The 16,362-nt window shown below is 62.3% G+C and carries 22 protein-coding genes; 13 read left to right on the forward strand and 9 right to left on the reverse strand.

Features of this window, described 5'->3' with window-relative positions; genetic code table 11:
* Positions 1-145: 145 nt before the first annotated feature.
* On the reverse strand, positions 146-1,354 hold the full coding sequence (locus tag P3T24_RS12895) for a hypothetical protein (protein WP_429406242.1): 1,209 nt from the start codon (positions 1,352-1,354) through the stop codon (positions 146-148).
* Positions 1,355-1,628: 274 nt separating this feature from the next.
* Here P3T24_RS12895 and P3T24_RS12900 point away from each other — a divergent pair, with 274 nt between their 5' ends.
* The gene (locus P3T24_RS12900) at positions 1,629-2,333 is read left to right on the forward strand and encodes a nitroreductase (RefSeq protein ID WP_429287256.1); all 705 of its coding nucleotides are present in this window, start codon (positions 1,629-1,631) and stop codon (positions 2,331-2,333) included.
* A 39-nt stretch (positions 2,334-2,372) separates the two neighbouring features.
* Here P3T24_RS12900 and P3T24_RS12905 read toward each other — a convergent pair whose 3' ends face one another.
* Positions 2,373-2,732, reverse strand: coding sequence for a DOPA 4,5-dioxygenase family protein (locus P3T24_RS12905; RefSeq protein ID WP_429435039.1), 360 nt, complete (start codon positions 2,730-2,732; stop codon positions 2,373-2,375).
* A 90-nt stretch (positions 2,733-2,822) separates the two neighbouring features.
* Complete coding sequence (locus P3T24_RS12910) at positions 2,823-3,011, reverse strand: glycine zipper 2TM domain-containing protein (RefSeq protein WP_074267140.1); 189 nt, start codon at positions 3,009-3,011, stop codon at positions 2,823-2,825.
* A 202-nt stretch (positions 3,012-3,213) separates the two neighbouring features.
* Between P3T24_RS12910 and P3T24_RS12915 the strand changes: the two genes are divergently transcribed.
* The 3 genes from P3T24_RS12915 to P3T24_RS12925 all read left to right on the forward strand — a co-directional run bounded on the left by P3T24_RS12915 (position 3,214) and on the right by P3T24_RS12925 (position 5,550).
* The gene (locus tag P3T24_RS12915; protein ID WP_074267141.1) at positions 3,214-3,567 is read left to right on the forward strand and encodes a YciI family protein; all 354 of its coding nucleotides are present in this window, start codon (positions 3,214-3,216) and stop codon (positions 3,565-3,567) included.
* A gap of 175 nt (positions 3,568-3,742) precedes the next feature.
* Positions 3,743-4,156, forward strand: a complete 414-nt coding sequence (locus tag P3T24_RS12920) for a YciI family protein (protein ID WP_429406245.1) — start codon at positions 3,743-3,745, stop codon at positions 4,154-4,156.
* A gap of 119 nt (positions 4,157-4,275) precedes the next feature.
* Positions 4,276-5,550 (forward strand): RNA polymerase sigma factor, encoded by a 1,275-nt coding sequence (locus P3T24_RS12925; protein WP_429435320.1) that lies wholly within the window; start codon positions 4,276-4,278, stop codon positions 5,548-5,550.
* Here the strand turns inward: P3T24_RS12925 and P3T24_RS12930 are convergent.
* The 5 genes from P3T24_RS12930 to P3T24_RS12950 form a co-directional block, all read right to left on the reverse strand.
* Positions 5,547-6,140: a DUF4337 domain-containing protein gene (locus P3T24_RS12930; RefSeq protein WP_074267143.1), complete on the reverse strand. Its 594-nt coding sequence runs from the start codon at positions 6,138-6,140 to the stop codon at positions 5,547-5,549. The genes P3T24_RS12925 and P3T24_RS12930 overlap by 4 nt on opposite strands.
* 122 nt (positions 6,141-6,262) lie before the next feature.
* The gene (locus P3T24_RS12935) at positions 6,263-7,213 is read right to left on the reverse strand and encodes a LysR substrate-binding domain-containing protein (protein WP_429406247.1); all 951 of its coding nucleotides are present in this window, start codon (positions 7,211-7,213) and stop codon (positions 6,263-6,265) included.
* A 103-nt stretch (positions 7,214-7,316) separates the two neighbouring features.
* Positions 7,317-7,493 carry a DUF1427 family protein gene (locus P3T24_RS12940; RefSeq protein WP_074267145.1) on the reverse strand — a complete coding sequence of 59 codons (177 nt, stop codon included), beginning with the start codon at positions 7,491-7,493 and terminating at the stop codon, positions 7,317-7,319.
* A gap of 76 nt (positions 7,494-7,569) precedes the next feature.
* Positions 7,570-8,532 carry a quinone oxidoreductase family protein gene (locus P3T24_RS12945; protein WP_074267146.1) on the reverse strand — a complete coding sequence of 321 codons (963 nt, stop codon included), beginning with the start codon at positions 8,530-8,532 and terminating at the stop codon, positions 7,570-7,572.
* 193 nt (positions 8,533-8,725) lie between these two features.
* On the reverse strand, positions 8,726-9,544 hold the full coding sequence (locus tag P3T24_RS12950; RefSeq protein WP_429287249.1) for an AraC family transcriptional regulator: 819 nt from the start codon (positions 9,542-9,544) through the stop codon (positions 8,726-8,728).
* 212 nt (positions 9,545-9,756) lie between these two features.
* Between P3T24_RS12950 and P3T24_RS12955 the strand changes: the two genes are divergently transcribed.
* The 9 genes from P3T24_RS12955 to P3T24_RS12995 all read left to right on the forward strand — a co-directional run bounded on the left by P3T24_RS12955 (position 9,757) and on the right by P3T24_RS12995 (position 15,567).
* Positions 9,757-9,999, forward strand: a complete 243-nt coding sequence (locus P3T24_RS12955) for a type II toxin-antitoxin system Phd/YefM family antitoxin (RefSeq protein WP_429435043.1) — start codon at positions 9,757-9,759, stop codon at positions 9,997-9,999.
* Positions 9,986-10,276 carry a type II toxin-antitoxin system RelE family toxin gene (locus tag P3T24_RS12960; RefSeq protein WP_429435046.1) on the forward strand — a complete coding sequence of 97 codons (291 nt, stop codon included), beginning with the start codon at positions 9,986-9,988 and terminating at the stop codon, positions 10,274-10,276. Before P3T24_RS12955 ends, P3T24_RS12960 begins: the two co-directional genes overlap by 14 nt.
* Positions 10,277-10,395: 119 nt before the next feature.
* Positions 10,396-10,686: a YXWGXW repeat-containing protein gene (locus P3T24_RS12965; RefSeq protein WP_429406253.1), complete on the forward strand. Its 291-nt coding sequence runs from the start codon at positions 10,396-10,398 to the stop codon at positions 10,684-10,686.
* 433 nt (positions 10,687-11,119) lie between these two features.
* Entirely contained in the window at positions 11,120-11,680 is a 561-nt protein-coding gene (locus tag P3T24_RS12970) for an RNA polymerase sigma factor (RefSeq protein ID WP_429287247.1), read from the forward strand.
* A complete protein-coding gene (locus P3T24_RS12975; RefSeq protein ID WP_429435048.1) occupies positions 11,677-12,099 on the forward strand; it encodes a hypothetical protein in 423 nt (140 codons plus the stop codon). Before P3T24_RS12970 ends, P3T24_RS12975 begins: the two co-directional genes overlap by 4 nt.
* Positions 12,096-12,593: a periplasmic heavy metal sensor gene (locus P3T24_RS12980; protein WP_429406256.1), complete on the forward strand. Its 498-nt coding sequence runs from the start codon at positions 12,096-12,098 to the stop codon at positions 12,591-12,593. The genes P3T24_RS12975 and P3T24_RS12980 overlap by 4 nt, the downstream gene beginning before the upstream one ends.
* Positions 12,594-12,697: 104 nt before the next feature.
* Positions 12,698-14,140 carry a DUF1800 domain-containing protein gene (locus P3T24_RS12985; protein ID WP_429435051.1) on the forward strand — a complete coding sequence of 481 codons (1,443 nt, stop codon included), beginning with the start codon at positions 12,698-12,700 and terminating at the stop codon, positions 14,138-14,140.
* A gap of 5 nt (positions 14,141-14,145) precedes the next feature.
* Positions 14,146-15,294 carry a DUF1501 domain-containing protein gene (locus tag P3T24_RS12990; protein WP_429435053.1) on the forward strand — a complete coding sequence of 383 codons (1,149 nt, stop codon included), beginning with the start codon at positions 14,146-14,148 and terminating at the stop codon, positions 15,292-15,294.
* A gap of 54 nt (positions 15,295-15,348) precedes the next feature.
* Positions 15,349-15,567, forward strand: coding sequence for a YXWGXW repeat-containing protein (locus P3T24_RS12995; protein ID WP_074267155.1), 219 nt, complete (start codon positions 15,349-15,351; stop codon positions 15,565-15,567).
* Here P3T24_RS12995 and P3T24_RS13000 read toward each other — a convergent pair whose 3' ends face one another.
* Positions 15,568-16,092: a DinB family protein gene (locus tag P3T24_RS13000; protein WP_429435055.1), complete on the reverse strand. Its 525-nt coding sequence runs from the start codon at positions 16,090-16,092 to the stop codon at positions 15,568-15,570.
* Positions 16,093-16,362: the final 270 nt, after the last annotated feature.

The raw sequence follows: 16,362 nt of genomic DNA on the forward strand, positions 1-16,362 counted from the left end.
CACGAGCCTGATCGAACGGTTTATCGGAGGGACGGGTCCAGAGGTTGATGGTTTGTAAGGCGAGGAAAGAGCAATGCGCCGTTCACGCCGCTCGGCAGCGTGAAGCGGGTACCAGGGCGGAACGAGTCCGTGGAGAAGAGAATGTCTACGATTCGCTGCGCGCGAACGATGAGAACTGACCCGGATCGGGAAAGCCGCGCGTCCTGTAGCGCGCCGGATACATGGGTTCTTCTTCGAGCAGGCTGCCCACCAGCGGCGTGATCTGTTGCCACGGGACAATTCGTGTCTCGCCCGTTTCGGGACGCACCAGCACGACCCGATCGGCCTGCGGCAACAAAGATTCGACGCCGGCGGTCCACGTTGCGGCCGAGAACATTTCCCCCGCATCGTCCTTGGTGCCATAGAGCAGGTAGTTCGCAACGAACACGTCGCTGCCTTCCTGCTTATGCAGACGATCGAGCGCGGCCTTCTGCGAGTCGTAGTCCTCCTTGTGATAGCGCAAGACCAGCTGTGCGAGGCGGCGTACCACGTGGCCCTGGCGCGGCGTAAAACGTCGCAGGCCTTCGTGGTAGCAGTACATGAACGGCGAAACAGGGCGGCCGCTGTGCGCGGCTTCGCGGCTCAGTTCGACCATGCGCGCGATGCCGCCGTCGTCCTTGTCGCTGGTGACGAGCAGCACGTCGCGCGTGGGGATCATAAAGACGGGAACGCCATGCACCGGCGCGCGGTGCAGCAGGTCGGGCAGCAGCGCACGGCTCGCATCGTAGCCATCGCGCCAGTTGCCGCGATATACGCCGCGGGCCACTTCGACGAACGAGTCGGTGGTGATGTCACGCAGGTTGTCGCGCGCAATCGCGAGCGCGTCATCGAGCGAAATGCCCCACGATTCCACGGGTCCGCTCATAAGCGTCGAGGTGGACTCCGGATAGTCGAGTGCAAGAAGGACGGCACAGTCGTCGCCGAACGGTCGCCACGCGGGTGCGAATGAGGCCTCCCTACCGCTGGTGCGTAACTGATGCAGGCGTACGTCTTCGAGCACACCCCGGCCGCGGATCAGCGGCCGCAGCATCGCCCGCGCCTCGGACAGGCGTTCGGGGGCGGCTCGATGACTCGCGCATAGCGTCGCGACGAACCCTTCCATCGCAGCCTCGCGGAATGCCCTGTCGCTACCGCAATAGGCGCGGTATGCGTGATGCAGGTTAAAGACCGCGTTGTCGCCGTACTCAAGCCGGAATTCGTCGGCGTTGTAGTTCAGCGAGGCATCGAAGCCCCGATGTTGGACGGCTTCAATGAACAGGGCGGCGAACGCATCCGGTGAGGGTTTGCGTCCTAACAGCGCATTGAGAAATCCCATGTTGATCAGTCGTTACGAATCGCACCGGTTGGATTGCCCAGTTTTGGAGCATGTAAGGATTAACGGCCTCGTGCCGCAATTCTTGAAGGTTTCGTGTGAGGGATGTTCGAGGCGGCCGTGCGCCGGGTGGCTGCGGCTTATGGGCCGGGGCTGGGCCGTTTTTACCCCTCACCAGCAGGGCGTGGCGGGGTTGGCTAGAATAGTTTGAAGCAGGGTGCCAGCCGGCGCGTAGATCCTGGCCCATGTGGCGCAGATGATTGGAGATGCTATTCGCATGAATGACACCCCGATGAACGAAACGGTCAACGAGATCGATGCAGTATTGAAGTCGCGGCGTTCGATCCGCGCGTTTTTGCCGACGCCGGTTGCGCGTGAAGAGATCGAAGCGATTCTCGAGGCGGCGAGCCGCGCGCCCTCAGGCACCAACACGCAGCCGTGGAAAGTCTATGTGGTGACGGGTGAAGCGCTCGAAAGGCTTTCACAGGCATTGCTCGCCGCGTACGACGATCCGCAGCGCGACAGCCTGTATCAGGAAGACTACCGGTACTATCCGCGTCAATGGGTGTCGCCGTATATCGATCGCCGCCGCAAGATTGGCTGGGATCTGTACGGATTACTAGGCATTGCAAAGGGCGAAAAAGACAAAATGCATGCGCAGCACGCGCGCAACTATGCGTTTTTCGGCGCGCCAGTGGGACTGTTCTTCACGATCGACCGGATTCTCGAGCGGGGTAGCTGGCTCGACTACGGTATGTTCCTCGAAGCCGTCATGATCTCCGCACGCGGACACGGTCTCGACACGTGCCCGCAGGCAGCGTTCGTGCCGTTTCATCGCGTGATCGCGAGCCATCTCGGTCTACCGGATGAAGAGCAACTGGTCTGCGGCATGTCGCTCGGCTGGGCCGATCAGGACGCGCTCGTCAACCAGTTGAGTACCGAGCGTGAGCCTGTCGAGCGGTTTGCGAAGTTCTTCGAATGACGTGAGTACTCGCGTACCCGCTGCCTCGGCAAGATCAGATCACTTGCCGAACACTTCGAGCTTGAGCTGATGCGAATGACCAATCCATACGGCACGGTCACGATGATCGCGTAAATCGTCGCCGGTATTCGGGTGCAGGAAAACGTCGAGCTCGCCGTGATTGAGCGTCAGCCATTCCACGATCTCGGCAAACTGCGTGGGAGCGAACGCAAGCTGATATGACCATTTTGGATGCGGTCCTACCGGGCGCTCGTGAAAGCGGCCCAACTCCAGCTGGTTCGCGAAACGCGCGTCAATCTGTTCGCGCAGAGCCCATGCGGCGTCGCGATGATCGCCATCGAAATACACGTGGGCGTGCCAGCTATGAACGACGGGTGCGGGTACGACTGAATGGGTCATGTGCTGAAGGTGCTTGAGTCAGGTATTTGGCCCACTCGTGGGGCGCGAGGCAGTGTGCTCTGCCTCGCGCCGCGTGTCAAACTTACCGGCCTATTTACCGAGCTCGTAACCGATCGCGCCGCCGACTACAGCGCCGCCCACGGTACCCGCTGTGCTGTGATTGGTCGCTTCGTTGCCGACTACACCGCCTGCCGCCGCGCCGCCTAGTGTGCAACCGGTCGCGAGGGAGGCTAAAACCACGAGAGTCAGGATTCCTGTCCACCTGGATCGAATCTTCATTTTCAACCTCGTTTTACGCCTTGATACCTGCTTTGACAGCAAGGCGTGTGCCGTAACAGCGTTTTGCACTGCGGCTCCAGGGCAAGCGGCGTTAAGCAAAGGCTGAAGTATCTCGACGTGTTTGCGTCGATCCGGCGGCGCTTGTAGACTGCCTTCGCAAATCGTGCGCAAGACTGCGCATATCCACCGATCGGAGTTCCTCATGGCCTACATGCTGTTCATCGTCGAACCCACTAACCAGCGTAACGAACGCACCGAGCAGGAAGGGCAGGTGCTCTACGAGCGTATGTCGAATTACGCCGACGATCTGCGCGAGCGCGGCTTGCTGCTCGCGTGCGAATCGCTGAAGTCCACGAGAGATGCCGTGCGTGTGGAGGTGCGCGGCGGCCAGCCAAGGCTGCTTGACGGCCCCTTCGCCGAAGCCAAGGAAATGGTCGGCGGTTTCCTGCTGCTCAATGTCGATACGCGCGAAGAAGCGGTGGCGATTGCGACGGGCTGTCCGGCCGCGCAATGGTGCACTGTCGAAGTTCGCGAGGTCGGTCCCTGCTATCAATGATGCGGGGTGGGGTGCGTGCCGGGCACTGGCCGCGGCGCGGAGTGTAGTAGGTGCCAGGGTTTTCCCCAGTCAGCGAAATTCGTGTCGATTCAGCGATGAATCGTGCGTCGTGTGAATGAAGAGCCTCCCATGCACTCAAGCAGGCTCGATATCCACGACGACAAGGAGCGATGAAATGCGATTCATGATCATGGTGAAAGCGACCGCGATGAGCGAATCCGGCGCCAGGCCGGACGAATCCCTGATGGCCGTGATGGGCGCGTATCACGAGGAACTGGCGAAGGCCGGCGTGTTGCTCGACGCAACCGGATTGCAACCGACTTCGAAGGGTTGGCGTATCCATTATTCGCAGGGGAAGCGCACTGTGATCGATGGTCCATTCGCCGAAACGAAGGAACTGTTGGCGGGCTACACGCTGATTCAGGTGCGCTCGCGTGAAGAGGCGATGGAATGGGCGCGCCGCTTTCCGGCACCGTTCGGAGAAGACGCCGACGGCGAGATCGAAGTGCGGCAACTGTTCGAATGGGACGACTTCGAGCCGGGGCCTTCCGTGGACCGCTTTCGCGAACTGGATGAGGGACGGCGCTAGGCCATGTTGTCAGGATGCCGAATCATGTACAAGCCTATTGATCCCGATGGGAAGGCTTGCGCATTGAGCCTCTCGGACGCATGCGAGCGAGCAATGAAAAGCGGTGAACTGAAGTGGCGGTGAACCCGGCGGCGACCCATCGCGCGATCGAAGCGGTGTGGCGCATCGAGTCCGCGAAGGTTATCGCGTGCGTTGCTCGCATGGTGCGCGATGTGGGTGTCGCGGAGGAACTGGCGCAGGATGCATTGGTTGCTGCGCTCGAACACTGGCCCGAACGCGGTGTGCCTGACAATCCTGGAGCCTGGTTGATGGCCACTGCCAAAAACCGCGCGCTCGACCGCTTGCGCCAGGAAGTGCTGCACGCACGCAAGCGCGAGGAGCTCGGTCGTGACCTGGACGCACAGGAGGCCCACCTCGTGCCCGACTTTGTCGATGCGCTCGATGCCGCGCGCCAGGATGACATCGGCGACGATCTGTTGCGTCTCGTCTTCACTGCGTGTCATCCGGTGCTTTCCACCGATGCACGCGTGGCGCTCACGCTGCGCCTGCTCGGCGGTTTGACGACTGACGAGATCGCGCGAGCCTTTCTCGTGCCCGAGCCGACCATCGCGCAACGGATCGTGCGCGCCAAACGCACGCTGACTGCCGCCAAGGTGCCGTTCGAAGTGCCGCAAGCGGATGCACGGGTCGCGCGGCTCGCGTCGGTGCTGGAAGTGATTTACCTGGTTTTCAACGAAGGCTATTCGGCCACCGCCGGCGACGACTGGATGCGTCCGGCCCTGTGCGAGGAAGCGCTGCGGCTCGGGCGCGTGCTGGCTGGCCTCGTGTCTGACGAAAGCGAGGTGCATGGCCTCGTCGCGCTGATGGAAATTCAGGCTTCGCGTACGCCCGCGCGAGTCGACGCGCAGGGCCGTCCCGTGCTGCTGCTCGATCAGGACCGCAGCCGCTGGGATACGCTGCTGATCCGGCGCGGCTTTGCCGCGCTTGAGCGCGCCCAGTCACTCGGGGGCGCCAGTGGCCCCTATGCGTTGCAGGCGGCGCTGGCCGCATGTCATGCGCGTGCGCATACCGCTGATCAGACCGATTGGGTGCAGATCGTCGCTTTGTACGACGCACTCGCGCAGATCAGTCCGTCACCTGTGGTGGAGTTGAACCGGGCGGTTGCCGTCGGTATGGCGTTTGGTCCGGCGGCGGCGCTCGAGATTGTCGACCTGTTGGCCGCTGATGCCGCGCTCGCGAACTACCACTGGCTGCCTAGCGTGCGCGCAGATTTGCTGGCTAAGCTTGGAAGAGGCGAGGAGGCACGCGCGGAATTCGAGCGTGCCGCCGCGATGACGCGCAATGCGCGCGAGCGCGAGCTCTTGCTGGAACGGGCGCGCTCGGTCTCTGCTTAAATGGACAGAAACGCTGCCGCACCGAACAGAAGGCCGGCCGCGGCGACGCCTATCGAAAGATTACGCAACCACTTCTTGCGCGTGAGCAAGGTGATTGCGGTCAGCGCGATCGAGATCTGGATCAGCGTGGTGGCCTGCGCCCAACGGTGATGACCGTGCATCAACGTTTCGCTGCGCGCGTCGTTATCGTTGACCTGCTTTTCGATCGCTTCGGCATTGGCGCGAATCGGCTCTTTCTGCTGCTTGTACTTGTCGACATCGGCGACGAACTTCGCATGTGCGTCGCTGCCCGGCGTCGACAACGAAGCGCCCAGTTCCGCGAGGTTTTCTTTCTCGCCCTTTGCCTGGTAGTACGACCATTGATTGGCGGCCTCGGTCTTCTTGATGGCCGCTTCGTTCTTGTAGTACAGCGCGAGATTTTCGCTGGTGCCGCTCTGATAGGCGTAGATCGCGCCTATGGTCGCAAGAATGGCCGTCATTACCGCCATGCGGCTCGCGAACGGATCGGCGTCCGCGTGAGCGCTATGTCCCTCACCAACGTGCTCTACAGCATGATCGTGCAGACCATGCACTTCATATTCATCAGACATCCAACACTCCCGCGACTAGCGTATTGAGTTTTTATGAAGAATCGTGGCGGCGCAGCGATCTGCGCGGCCCTGCGCGAGCCAGCACCCGTTGGCCGTGGTGCACACTCGCGCGAGGCTCAATCTTAGCGTGTTTGTGTTGAGGGTCGCTTGGCGTTGCGATCAGCGAGTTGCTCGACCAGAAATTCCACGAAGCAGCGCACGCGGGCCGACAGAAGCCGCCCATGCGGATAGAGAAGCACGAACGGTCGCGTGGCGCCGCCGAAGTCCCGCATCACCTCGACGAGATTGCCTTCGCGCAGATCGCGCTCGACCACGAAGCGGTAGGTCTGAAACAGGCCTGCGCCGTGACGCGCGAGCGTCGCTCCGCCAAGGACATCACCGCCGATCGTATAGCCGCTGTCGGTGTTGAAATCGACGAAATCGCCGTCTTTGGCGAGCGTCCACGGAATGCGCCGGCCCGTGCTGGGAAGGTCGAACTGGATGCATTCGTGGTGCTGCAGATCGTCGATCGAGCGCGGCGTACCGGCTTGCGCGAGATAGGCTGGCGTCGCCACGACGACCAGTTCGGCATCTTCGAGTTTGCGTGCGATCAGGTTGGAGTCGGCCGGTGCGCGACCGCGGATGGCCAGATCGTAGCTGTCCTCAGCGAAATCGATGTTGCTGTTGCTGATGTGCGCGTCGACCCGCACAAGCGGATAGCGTTCGCGAAACAGCGGCAGCAAAGGCAGCACCCGATAGTGCGCATACGGCGTGGGCATACTGATGCGCAGCAAGCCGGATGGCGTCGCTTGCTGTCCGGTGACGAGGCGTTCCGCGTCCACCAGTTGTGCGAGTGCACCGCTGCATTGTTCGAAATAAAGACGGCCGGCTTCGGTCAGCCGGATTTGCCGGGTTGTACGCACGAACAGCCGCACGCCCAGCCTTTCCTCGAGACGCGACACCGAGCGGCTGACCGCCGCGGGCGTGACGCCTGCTGCCGTCGCGGCGGCGGTGAAACTCGCCAGCTCCGCGGCGGCGCAGAACAACTCGATGCTGCCGAGCAGCAGATCGTCGAATTGCCGCTTGGTATTCATTGGAAGATGTATGGACTGAGATGCATGAGGGCCAACTTGCCGTCTCAAAGGGCATCAGTATAGTCCGCACCCGGCCCACTGGACGGCCAGGGCTACTGCAGCCCTAGTTCACGCTAAAACCGAGCAGCGTGCGCAGCAGCGGAATCAGATGCTCGCCGCCGAGCATGCCCAGCAGTCCGACCAGTGCGATGGTGGGCGGCGCCGGAGATTTCACGTTGACGACGCTGTAGAACAGGCCGACCACAAGGCCCACTACGAGGGAAACGAAATACGCTTTCATGATGGATCACCCATTAGCCAATTAGCCATTCACCATGGCAGGCGGCAGATACTCAGACCCACCGCCCGAGCCGGACTCACATCGTGATGATGACGCGCCCACGGGTGCCCGCGGTGACCGCCTCATACGCCTCGCGGGTGTGCTCGAGCGTGAAGCGCTGCGCGATTGCCGGCGGCTGGAACGCGCCGCTCTCGAAGCCTTCGACCAGCGCTGTCATCAGGCGGGCGGACTCGGCGACCCCCAGCTTGGCGCTGTCGACGCCGAGCAGTTGAGTCTCGTTATGGTAGAAGTCGATCATGTCGAACTCGACGCGGCGCTTGCCCGTCGCGCTGATCTCGACCACCCGGCCACGCCGCTTGACGAGGCTCAACGCGGTTTCGAACACCACGCCGCCGACCGCGTCGTAGACCACATCCACGCCACCGTTGGTCAAGGCCTTGACGCGCTCTGCCGCGTGCTCGTCGATTTGCACGAACTCGTCGATCAGACGACCCGCCGGCGAATCCGCCAGCGGCGCATGACGGTCGACACCAATCACGCGGCAACCGCGCGATTTGGCTATCTGCACCACTGCGCCGCCTACGCCGCCGCTGGCGCCGATCACAGCAATCGTCTCGCCGGCCTTCAGTTGTGCATATTCCACCGTGCCGAGCCATGCGACCACGAAATTTACGCCAATCGCGGCGGCCTGTTCGTGACTCAGCGTTTTTGGCTTGCGCGACAACGCGGCAAGCGGAATCTTGATGAACTCGGAATGCGTACCGTCACGCGTAAAACCGATGTCGCCGCCGGTGCCCCAGACGTCGGCGCCGATCCATTCCGCAGGACCGTCCACGACCACGCCGCTGAAGTCGCGGCCCGGCGTGCGCGGCAAAACGGTGTGCTCGAAGTGGCCGGAAACGTTCTTCACGTCGCTCGGATTCACCGAGGCGCTTTTGATTTGCACGACGGCGTTTTCGGCATCGGCTTTCGGTGTCGGGACCTCGACGTATTCCAGTACATCGGGGCTGCCAAACGACTTGAACTGAATGGTTTTCATCGAAACTCTCCTGAGTGGATTGGGCCGCGTGGTGCAGCGTTGAAGCCATTCTAGGTGTCCGCGATGGCCTTGTTGAGACAAGGACTTTCGAGTTTCGGACAGGGCTGAAACTGCTGGTTGGGCTCTGCCCGAACCGGTCACTACGCAATTCTGCGACGGCTCCCACCTGGTCCTGCTGCGTACGCTTCGCTGTTTAGCCGCCGGCGGGCGCGCGCGATTCCTCGCGCCCCGTGCTGAGCGTTTCCTGCGGATCGAACTCGGTGGGTGGGGCGCCGAGTTCACGGCGGAACATATCGCTGAAGCTGCTGGGCAGATAACCGAGCGAGCGCGCGATGCTGCTGACCGAGCGGCCTTCCGCCAGCCCGGAGACGGCCACGGCCAGTTGCACCTGACGCCGCCATTCGGAAAAGCCGATGCCGAGTTCGCGCGTGAAGAGCCGCGCGAGCGTCCGCACGCTGGCGCCGACCGAGGCGGCATGCTGCTCGAAGCTGACCGCAATCGAGGGATTGTCGATCACCGCGCGGCACAGCGCGTCGAGCCGGCGGTCCGACGCGTCAGGGAGCGGAATGCGCAACGAGGAGCGGGGCGCGTGCCCCAGTTCCAGCATGGCGAGCTTGTAGGCCGTTTCCATATACGCGTTGTCGCGCGCGTGGTTGTGTTCGTATTCGGCGATCGTGGTGATGAGCTCGCGCAGCAAACCGTTGATTTCGAAGACGTCGCACTGTTTGCTGAGGTGCTGGACGTTGCGCTTGTGCAGATAGATATTGCGCATCTCGACCTCGCTCATCATATGGATCGAGTGCACGGTGCCGGCGGGTAGCCAGACAGCGCGTTGTGGTGGCACCACCAGCGCCTCGCGGCCGACTTCGACCCACATCACGCCGGCCACCGCGTACAGCACCTGTGCCCAGGTGTGCGAGTGGGGCTCGATGTGCAGCCCGCGCGGGTAACGCCGGGCGAGCGAGTGAGCGTCGTCGTCTTCGGGAAGTTCAGGAGGGCGGGCTTGGGACACGGCGTCGTCAGGTCGGAATGGCTTTGCGGGATCAGGCGCATAAGCATAACGCCGCGAGCGGTTTGGTGCGTGTAGAAGGGGGCAGCGGGGTCGGCGTCGAAGATTGGATGCACATACAGCGGTTGACGAGACCAAATAAAAGACCTATTATTTATGCTTGCATAAGGTCTTTTAATCCACGCGATTTGGCCTATAGCGCTTGAGGAATCACCATGGAAAGCATTCTTGCCCGCGCCTCAATCGGTATCAGCGAGCTCAAGGTCAACCCGACCGCAGCAATTGAGCAAGCAGACGGTCCGATCGCGGTGCTGAACCGTAACAAACCGGTCGCGTATCTGATCCCGGCTCAAGAGTGGGAAGCGATCTGCAACAGACTTGAAGATATCGAGCTGGCAGAAATCGTCAGGGCGCGAAGCGGCGAAAAAGCTGTGAGCGTGCGACTTGAAGAGCTATGACCTGCAGTTTTTAGAAGTCGCTCTTAAAGAGTGGAAGAAGCTGGACAGCACGGTGCGTGAGCAGTTCAAGCGCAAACTGGCTGAGAGGTTGGCAAATCCACGTGTCGAATCGGCGCGTCTTGGTACGCTTCCTGATTGCTACAAGATCAAATTGACCGCCTCGGGATATCGACTGGTGTATCGCGTCGTCGATAGCAAAGTCACTGTGATCGTAGTGGCAGTAGGAAAGCGGGAGCGTAGCGCCGTCTATTCTTCGGCCATGGCTCGACTGAAGTAAAAGCCCGCTTCGGCGGGCTTTTTCACAAAAGCGCGTCAACCCGCGACGGATTTCCCCCGCAGCCGCGTTTAAGACAAAACGGAGCCAATCCGCTTTCCTTAAACCTACGGGAGCCTTACATGAAATCCAGAACCCTCACACGCCTGCTGGTCGCCGCCACGGTGACGCTGTCGGCCTCCGCCGCCTTCGCGCAAGCGATCGTCGTCGCCCCGCCAGCACCGCGCGTCGAAGTCGTGCCCGCACCGCGCGATGGCTATGTCTGGGATCACGGACACTGGCGCTGGGACCACGGCCGATACGTGTGGATAGCAGGTCACTGGCAGCCGGTCCGGGTCGGTTATCACTGGGTGCCGGGCCATTGGGCGCAGCGTGGCCCGAACTGGCTGTGGGTGGAAGGTCACTGGGCGTAAGCCGCCAGGGCTAGCCTTCTGATCCCTGTTGCCGGACGCCGCGGGGCGCGCTTGCAAGCGCCGCTCGCTTCGCGGCCCCGGCGCTCTACCCAAACCAGCAGAGTTTTATGAAAACGCTTTTGATTCTGGCACTGGCGGCGGCAACGCTGACCGGTTGCATCGTAGTGCCGGCGCGGCCGGCGTATTACCATCCTGCCGTCGTCGTATATTGAGGACTCGGTCGTCGCGATTGACGAGCTTCAGGACCGGGTCACCCAGTCCTGAACCAGATGCGACAGAAGGTTGATAACAAGCCTGAAACAGGCGCAAAGCGCCCCCTCTCGGAGCAACGGCAAGTGAGAAACGCTCGTGTCGCGACACGATATGTCCGGGTGCAACGGCAACCGCGGCTCACGCCGCCGCGCATGCCGTGGATATTACGGGACCGCGCGCCTTGAGCGAACGCGATCCCGACGCGGACCTCGTCGCACGGGTCGGCAAGCAGGATCCGGCAGCGGTGCGCACGCTCGTGTCGCGCAAGCTGCCGCGTTTGCTCGCGCTCGCGACGCGCATGTTGGGAGACCGTATGGAAGCGGAAGACGTAGCACAAGAGGCCTTTGTGCGGATCTGGAAGCAGGCGCCGCACTGGAAAGAGGGCGAGGCCCGGTTCGACACGTGGATTCATCGCGTGGCGCTGAACCTCTGTTACGACCGCTTGCGAGGGCGGCGCGAAGACCCCGTCGCCGATCTGCCGGACGAAGCCGATCCCCAACCCATGCCTGACATGCAACTTGAAGCCCGTGTGCGCGACGAACGTGTGCGCACGGCGCTTGCTGCGCTGCCGGTAAGGCAGCGCGAAGCCCTGGTGCTCAACTACTACCAGGAGCTATCGAATATCGAAGCTGCCGCGTTGATGGGTATTACCGTCGATGCCCTCGAAAGTTTGCTCGCGCGTGCGCGTCGCAATCTGCGCGCACAACTGGCCGACAGTGGCTTTAGCAAGGATCTGCCATGACACCTGAGAGATTTCGTACCATCGTCGACGCTTACGGCGCCGATCCGCGCCGCTGGCCGGATGAGGAGCGCGCGGCGGCCGAAAGCTGGGCCGATCTTCACCGGATCGAGGCCGATGCCGTGCTGGCCGAATCGGCCAACCTCGATGCATGGCTCGCAGACCATACGGTCGCGCCGCCGGAGCGCGCATTGATCGAGCGAGTTGTTGCGGTGGCGCCCAACCGGCGCCCGGCGAAGCATCGCGTGCGGCTCTGGTGGCAGGGTGCTGCGTTTGCCGGTATCGGGCTCGCAGGTGGGCTGGCAGGTGCCTTTGCGGTGTCGTTTTTTGTCATGACTGGCCAGCCGCCGCAGACGCATGATTCGCCGTCCTATCTGGCTTCGAGCTTCGACGGTTCAGGCGCCGACTGGAGCGGCGAATGACTGATCGTACATGGAAGCTTTTGCTGGCTGGCTCGTTCGTGGTCAACGTCTTTCTGCTGGGCGGCATTGCGGGCGGTGCGTACGAATGGTTCACCACGCACGACAACGTCGCCAAGGCGCCGCAGCAACGTACGGCGCTGCGCTTCGCGACGGATGGGCTTTCGTCCGAGCGTCAGAAGCAGTTCCTCGATGGACTGAAGGAGGCGCGCCGTGACGCTAAGGACTACGCGCGCGAAGCCCGCGAAGGGCGTCATGAAGTGCTGGCGCTGCTGGCCGCGCCGCAATTCGACCGCACCGCGCTCGACGCCGCGTTACAGCGCACGCGCGCAGCCGATATCGCGCAACGTACCGAAGTCGAAAGCAGCGTGGCCGACTTTGCGACAACGCTCACGCCCGACGAGCGCGTGAAGTTTGCCGAAGGCCTGAAGCAGGCGGGCAACTGGCGTGAACCGCCACCTCCGCCACCAAAGGAAAAGCGGCCACCGAATCAATGAGCGAGACGATCTTCGTCTCGCTCGAATAAAAACTTCCGCCAGTAGCGACGGAAACCGCGGCGTCGAACGTTTAAAGAAGGTACGCAACGTTCGAAGGAGCGCGCATGATTCCGTCACCCAACGACAATGCCGCGGCAATTGCGCTGAACCGCTTCGGTCTCGGCTCTCGCCCGGAAGACACGCCGCCCGCCGATCCGAAGCGATGGCTGCTTTCGCAGTTCGATCAATATCAGCCTCTGCCCGCGGCATGGGCGGGCCAGCCGGGTGCGGTCGCGCTCGCGACCCAGTTGGGCGAGCAGCGCATGCAGAATGCGAATGCCAACGCGAATGCCGGTCCCGCTTCTGATGCGACCGTCAATCCTGCAGACAAGCAAGCCGCAAAGCAGGCCGCGAACAAGGCGATGCGCGCTGAAATCCGCGATGTTTACCGTACGGCGGTGAATGTGCGCGTCAATAGCGCGCTGACGAGTTCCACGCCGTTCATCGACCGGCTCGTCCATTTCTGGGCGAATCATTTCGCGGTGTCCACTGAAAAGCCGCAAGTCGCGGCGCTGGCTGGCGCGTTCGAAATGGAAGCAATCCGCCCGCACGTGCTGGGCCGCTTCGACGACATGCTGGTAGCGGTAGAGCAGCATCCTGCGATGCAGATCTTTCTCGATCAGACGCGCTCGGTCGGTCCCGACAGCATGGCGGCGATGCGTGCGGAGCAACGCAATCCCGACAACAAGCGCGGTCTCAATGAGAACCTCGCACGCGAAATCATGGAACTGCATACGCTGGGCGTGCGCAGCGGTTATACGCAAGCCGACGTGACGGAGTTTGCACGCGCACTGACCGGCTGGAGTGTAGCCGGCGTGAGGGGGCCGCAGCCAAATGGCGCCTCACCCAGCAGTTTTGTGTTTCGCGAGCAATTGCATGAGCCCGGCTCGCGGACCATTCTGGGGCGCCGTTACGATCAGCAGGGCGAGGATCAGGCGCTGGCGGTCCTGCATGACTTCGCAGCGTCGCCCGCTACTGCGCAACATATCGCGAGCAAGCTGGCACGTCATTTTGTTTCGGACAACCCACCACCCGCGGTTACCGAACGGCTCGCCAATGCGTTCGAGCGCAGCGGTGGCGACCTGCCCACGGTCTATCGCGCGTTGATCGATTCGCCGGAGGCCTGGTCGCCTGTGGCGGTGAAATTCAAAACGCCGTGGGAATGGACCATATCTTCGATGCGCGGCCTCGGCTGGCAAGACGTCGGCAACCTGCAGGGCGCGCCGCTTCTCACGCAACTCGGCGAGCCGGTCTGGCGACCAGGGTCGCCCGCCGGCTACGACGATATCGCCGCGAGCTGGGCCGCGCCCGATGCGCTGGTGCGCCGCGTCGAAGTCGCCCAACGCTTCGCTGCGCGTGTTGGCGATCAACTCGACCCTCGCACTCTCGGCCAGACCTTGCTGGTCGGCTCCATCAGTGCGCCGACTGCGACTGCAGTGTCACGCGCTGAGAGCGCTTCGACGGCGATAGCGCTGTTGCTCGTGTCGCCCGATTTTCAACGGAGATGAACGCCATGATGTCCCGTCGCCAGTTTCTCAACTTCGCCGCAGCCGGTGCCGGCGCGATTCTCGTCTCGCCGCACATGGCCTTCGCCAGGGTCGAAACGGACCGCCGCTTCGTCTTCGTGATCCAGCGCGGTGCCGCCGATGGCCTGAACATCGTGGTGCCGTACGCCGAGCCTTCGTATGCGAGCTTGCGTGGCGCGCTCGCCATCGATCCGGCCACGGCGACCAAACTCAATGGCACGTTCGCGCTGCATCCTTCGCTCGCCGAAACCGCGAAGATGTACACATCGGGCCAGGCGCTGTTCGTGCATGCAGTGGCCTCGCCGTATCGCGATCGCTCGCATTTCGACGGTCAGAACGTGCTGGAGACGGGCGGCACTTCGGCGTACCAGGTGAAGGACGGTTGGCTCAACCGTCTGGTTGCGATGATGCCCGCCACGCACGAAAACGCCATCGCGTTTGCGCCGACTGTGCCGATGGCACTGCGCGGCAAGGCCGACGTGACATCGTACGCACCCTCGGGTTTACCGCAGGCGCCCGACGATCTGCTCATGCGGGTATCGGACCTTTACAACCAGGACGCGCAACTCAGGCCGTTATGGGAATCCGCCATGACGGCGCGCGGCCTCGCTGGCGACGCCGGAGCGCGTCAGGACCCCGCCAGCCTTGGCAAACTCGCCGCGAGTTTTCTGTCACGCGACGACGGCCCACGCATTGCGATGATCGAAACGGGCGGCTGGGACACGCACAGCGCGCAGAACCCGCGTCTCGCGAATCAGCTGAAGGCGCTCGACACGATGCTCGCTTCCTTGCGCGACGGTCTCGGCCCGCTGTGGGGCAAGACGACGGTGCTGGTGGCTACTGAGTTTGGCCGCACCGCAGCCGCCAACGGCACGGGGGGTACGGACCATGGACAAGGATCGGTCGCGATGGTGGTGGGTGGCGCCGTGAACGGCGGACGGGTGATCGCCGACTGGCCGGGACTGAAACCCAACGAGCTGTATCAGGGACGCGATCTCAGACCCACGACCGGACTCGATGCGGTGATCGCGGGTGCTGCGAGCGAAAGTCTCGGCCTCGATCCGCATCGAACCGCGGCGGCCCTTTTTGCGCAAGCGGGCTCCACGCAGCCCATGACAGGTTTGATCCGTAGCTAGCGCGACGTCTATGCCACGGATGTGTAGTTGCAGTTCTAAAAACGGGAGAGTTATATGACAAAACGATCGACCTTCACTGCTGCCTTGCTTTCTTGCGTGTGCGCTTCATTACTTAGCGCATGTGTCGTTGAGCCGGCGCGGCCACCCGAACCTGCGCCGCTGGTCGAAGTGATGCCGGCCGCGCCCGCGCCCGGCTATCACTGGATGAAGGGTCATTACCGCTGGGAAGGCGACCACTGGGTATGGGTGCACGGGCACTGGGTCCCGAACTGATCAGCCAGGCTGTTGGAGAGCGCGCGCCGCGCGCTCTTCGCGTGCGTAAACGGGCAGATCGGTAACAGGCGCTTTGACCGGAATCTGACAAAACATGTCCGCAACAAAGCCCCGGTGATATGTCGTGTGATTGACGACATGCAGCACCATCTCACTACGCGTCATGGCGCCTTCGCCGCCACCCACGAACCTGAAGTGCACCGTTTCCTCCGCGTCGTGCGGCGTGAAGGCGTCGCTGCGGGCGATATACCAGTTGTCAATTTCCTGCTGCATTTCGCGCAACTTCGCTAGCGGCATGGGTGCGCTGAAATTGCGGCTCGAGAAACCGTGCTCCCGCCCCTCGAGGTGAGCGCGAAAGATTTCACCGACGACATAGCAATGGCTCAATGTATGGACGATGTTGCCAAACACCGTTTCGCGACGCTTGAGTGCTTCGCCGTCCGGCAGCGCGGCGACTGCGTCGAAGATGCGCTGGTTGGCCCAGCGGTTGTAGCGGGTCAGCATACCGAGAGTGCTTTCGCTCATTTCACAAAATCTCCATGCAAGGCTCTCATAATCAAAGAAGGCACTTCTGCCTTTGAACCTGATATTACGTCCGCCTTCGTTTCTGTGTGTTGGCGCTGGTTCATTTACGTTTTGCATACGACTTGCCTGCAAATACGGCAGCGTATTTTAAAAAGATCGTTTGGGAGACCATACCCAGTTGATCGGAGTATTGCGGCGGGTTAAGGTCGAACGCGTCCAGAGACGCGTGTGACGGAATCCCCTTAAGTGCGGGACGAATTCCGCGCACGG

Source organism: Paraburkholderia sp. GAS33, from assembly GCF_050436645.1.
Classification (GTDB): Bacteria; Pseudomonadota; Gammaproteobacteria; order Burkholderiales; family Burkholderiaceae; genus Paraburkholderia; species Paraburkholderia phenazinium_B.

Coding starts and splice junctions, on each gene's coding strand:
- P3T24_RS12995 (WP_074267155.1), top strand. CDS start 15,349: ATGACAAAACGATCGACCTTCACTGCTGCCTTGCTTTCTTGCGTGTGC.
- P3T24_RS12940 (WP_074267145.1), bottom strand. CDS start 7,493: ATGAAAGCGTATTTCGTTTCCCTCGTAGTGGGCCTTGTGGTCGGCCTG.
- P3T24_RS12895 (WP_429406242.1), bottom strand. CDS start 1,354: ATGGGATTTCTCAATGCGCTGTTAGGACGCAAACCCTCACCGGATGCG.
- P3T24_RS12920 (WP_429406245.1), top strand. CDS start 3,743: ATGCGATTCATGATCATGGTGAAAGCGACCGCGATGAGCGAATCCGGC.
- P3T24_RS12945 (WP_074267146.1), bottom strand. CDS start 8,532: ATGAAAACCATTCAGTTCAAGTCGTTTGGCAGCCCCGATGTACTGGAA.
- P3T24_RS13000 (WP_429435055.1), bottom strand. CDS start 16,092: ATGAGCGAAAGCACTCTCGGTATGCTGACCCGCTACAACCGCTGGGCC.
- P3T24_RS12915 (WP_074267141.1), top strand. CDS start 3,214: ATGGCCTACATGCTGTTCATCGTCGAACCCACTAACCAGCGTAACGAA.
- P3T24_RS12990 (WP_429435053.1), top strand. CDS start 14,146: ATGATGTCCCGTCGCCAGTTTCTCAACTTCGCCGCAGCCGGTGCCGGC.
- P3T24_RS12910 (WP_074267140.1), bottom strand. CDS start 3,011: ATGAAGATTCGATCCAGGTGGACAGGAATCCTGACTCTCGTGGTTTTA.
- P3T24_RS12935 (WP_429406247.1), bottom strand. CDS start 7,213: ATGAATACCAAGCGGCAATTCGACGATCTGCTGCTCGGCAGCATCGAG.
- P3T24_RS12975 (WP_429435048.1), top strand. CDS start 11,677: ATGACACCTGAGAGATTTCGTACCATCGTCGACGCTTACGGCGCCGAT.
- P3T24_RS12900 (WP_429287256.1), top strand. CDS start 1,629: ATGAATGACACCCCGATGAACGAAACGGTCAACGAGATCGATGCAGTA.
- P3T24_RS12985 (WP_429435051.1), top strand. CDS start 12,698: ATGATTCCGTCACCCAACGACAATGCCGCGGCAATTGCGCTGAACCGC.
- P3T24_RS12965 (WP_429406253.1), top strand. CDS start 10,396: ATGAAATCCAGAACCCTCACACGCCTGCTGGTCGCCGCCACGGTGACG.
- P3T24_RS12980 (WP_429406256.1), top strand. CDS start 12,096: ATGACTGATCGTACATGGAAGCTTTTGCTGGCTGGCTCGTTCGTGGTC.
- P3T24_RS12955 (WP_429435043.1), top strand. CDS start 9,757: ATGGAAAGCATTCTTGCCCGCGCCTCAATCGGTATCAGCGAGCTCAAG.
- P3T24_RS12905 (WP_429435039.1), bottom strand. CDS start 2,732: ATGACCCATTCAGTCGTACCCGCACCCGTCGTTCATAGCTGGCACGCC.
- P3T24_RS12930 (WP_074267143.1), bottom strand. CDS start 6,140: ATGTCTGATGAATATGAAGTGCATGGTCTGCACGATCATGCTGTAGAG.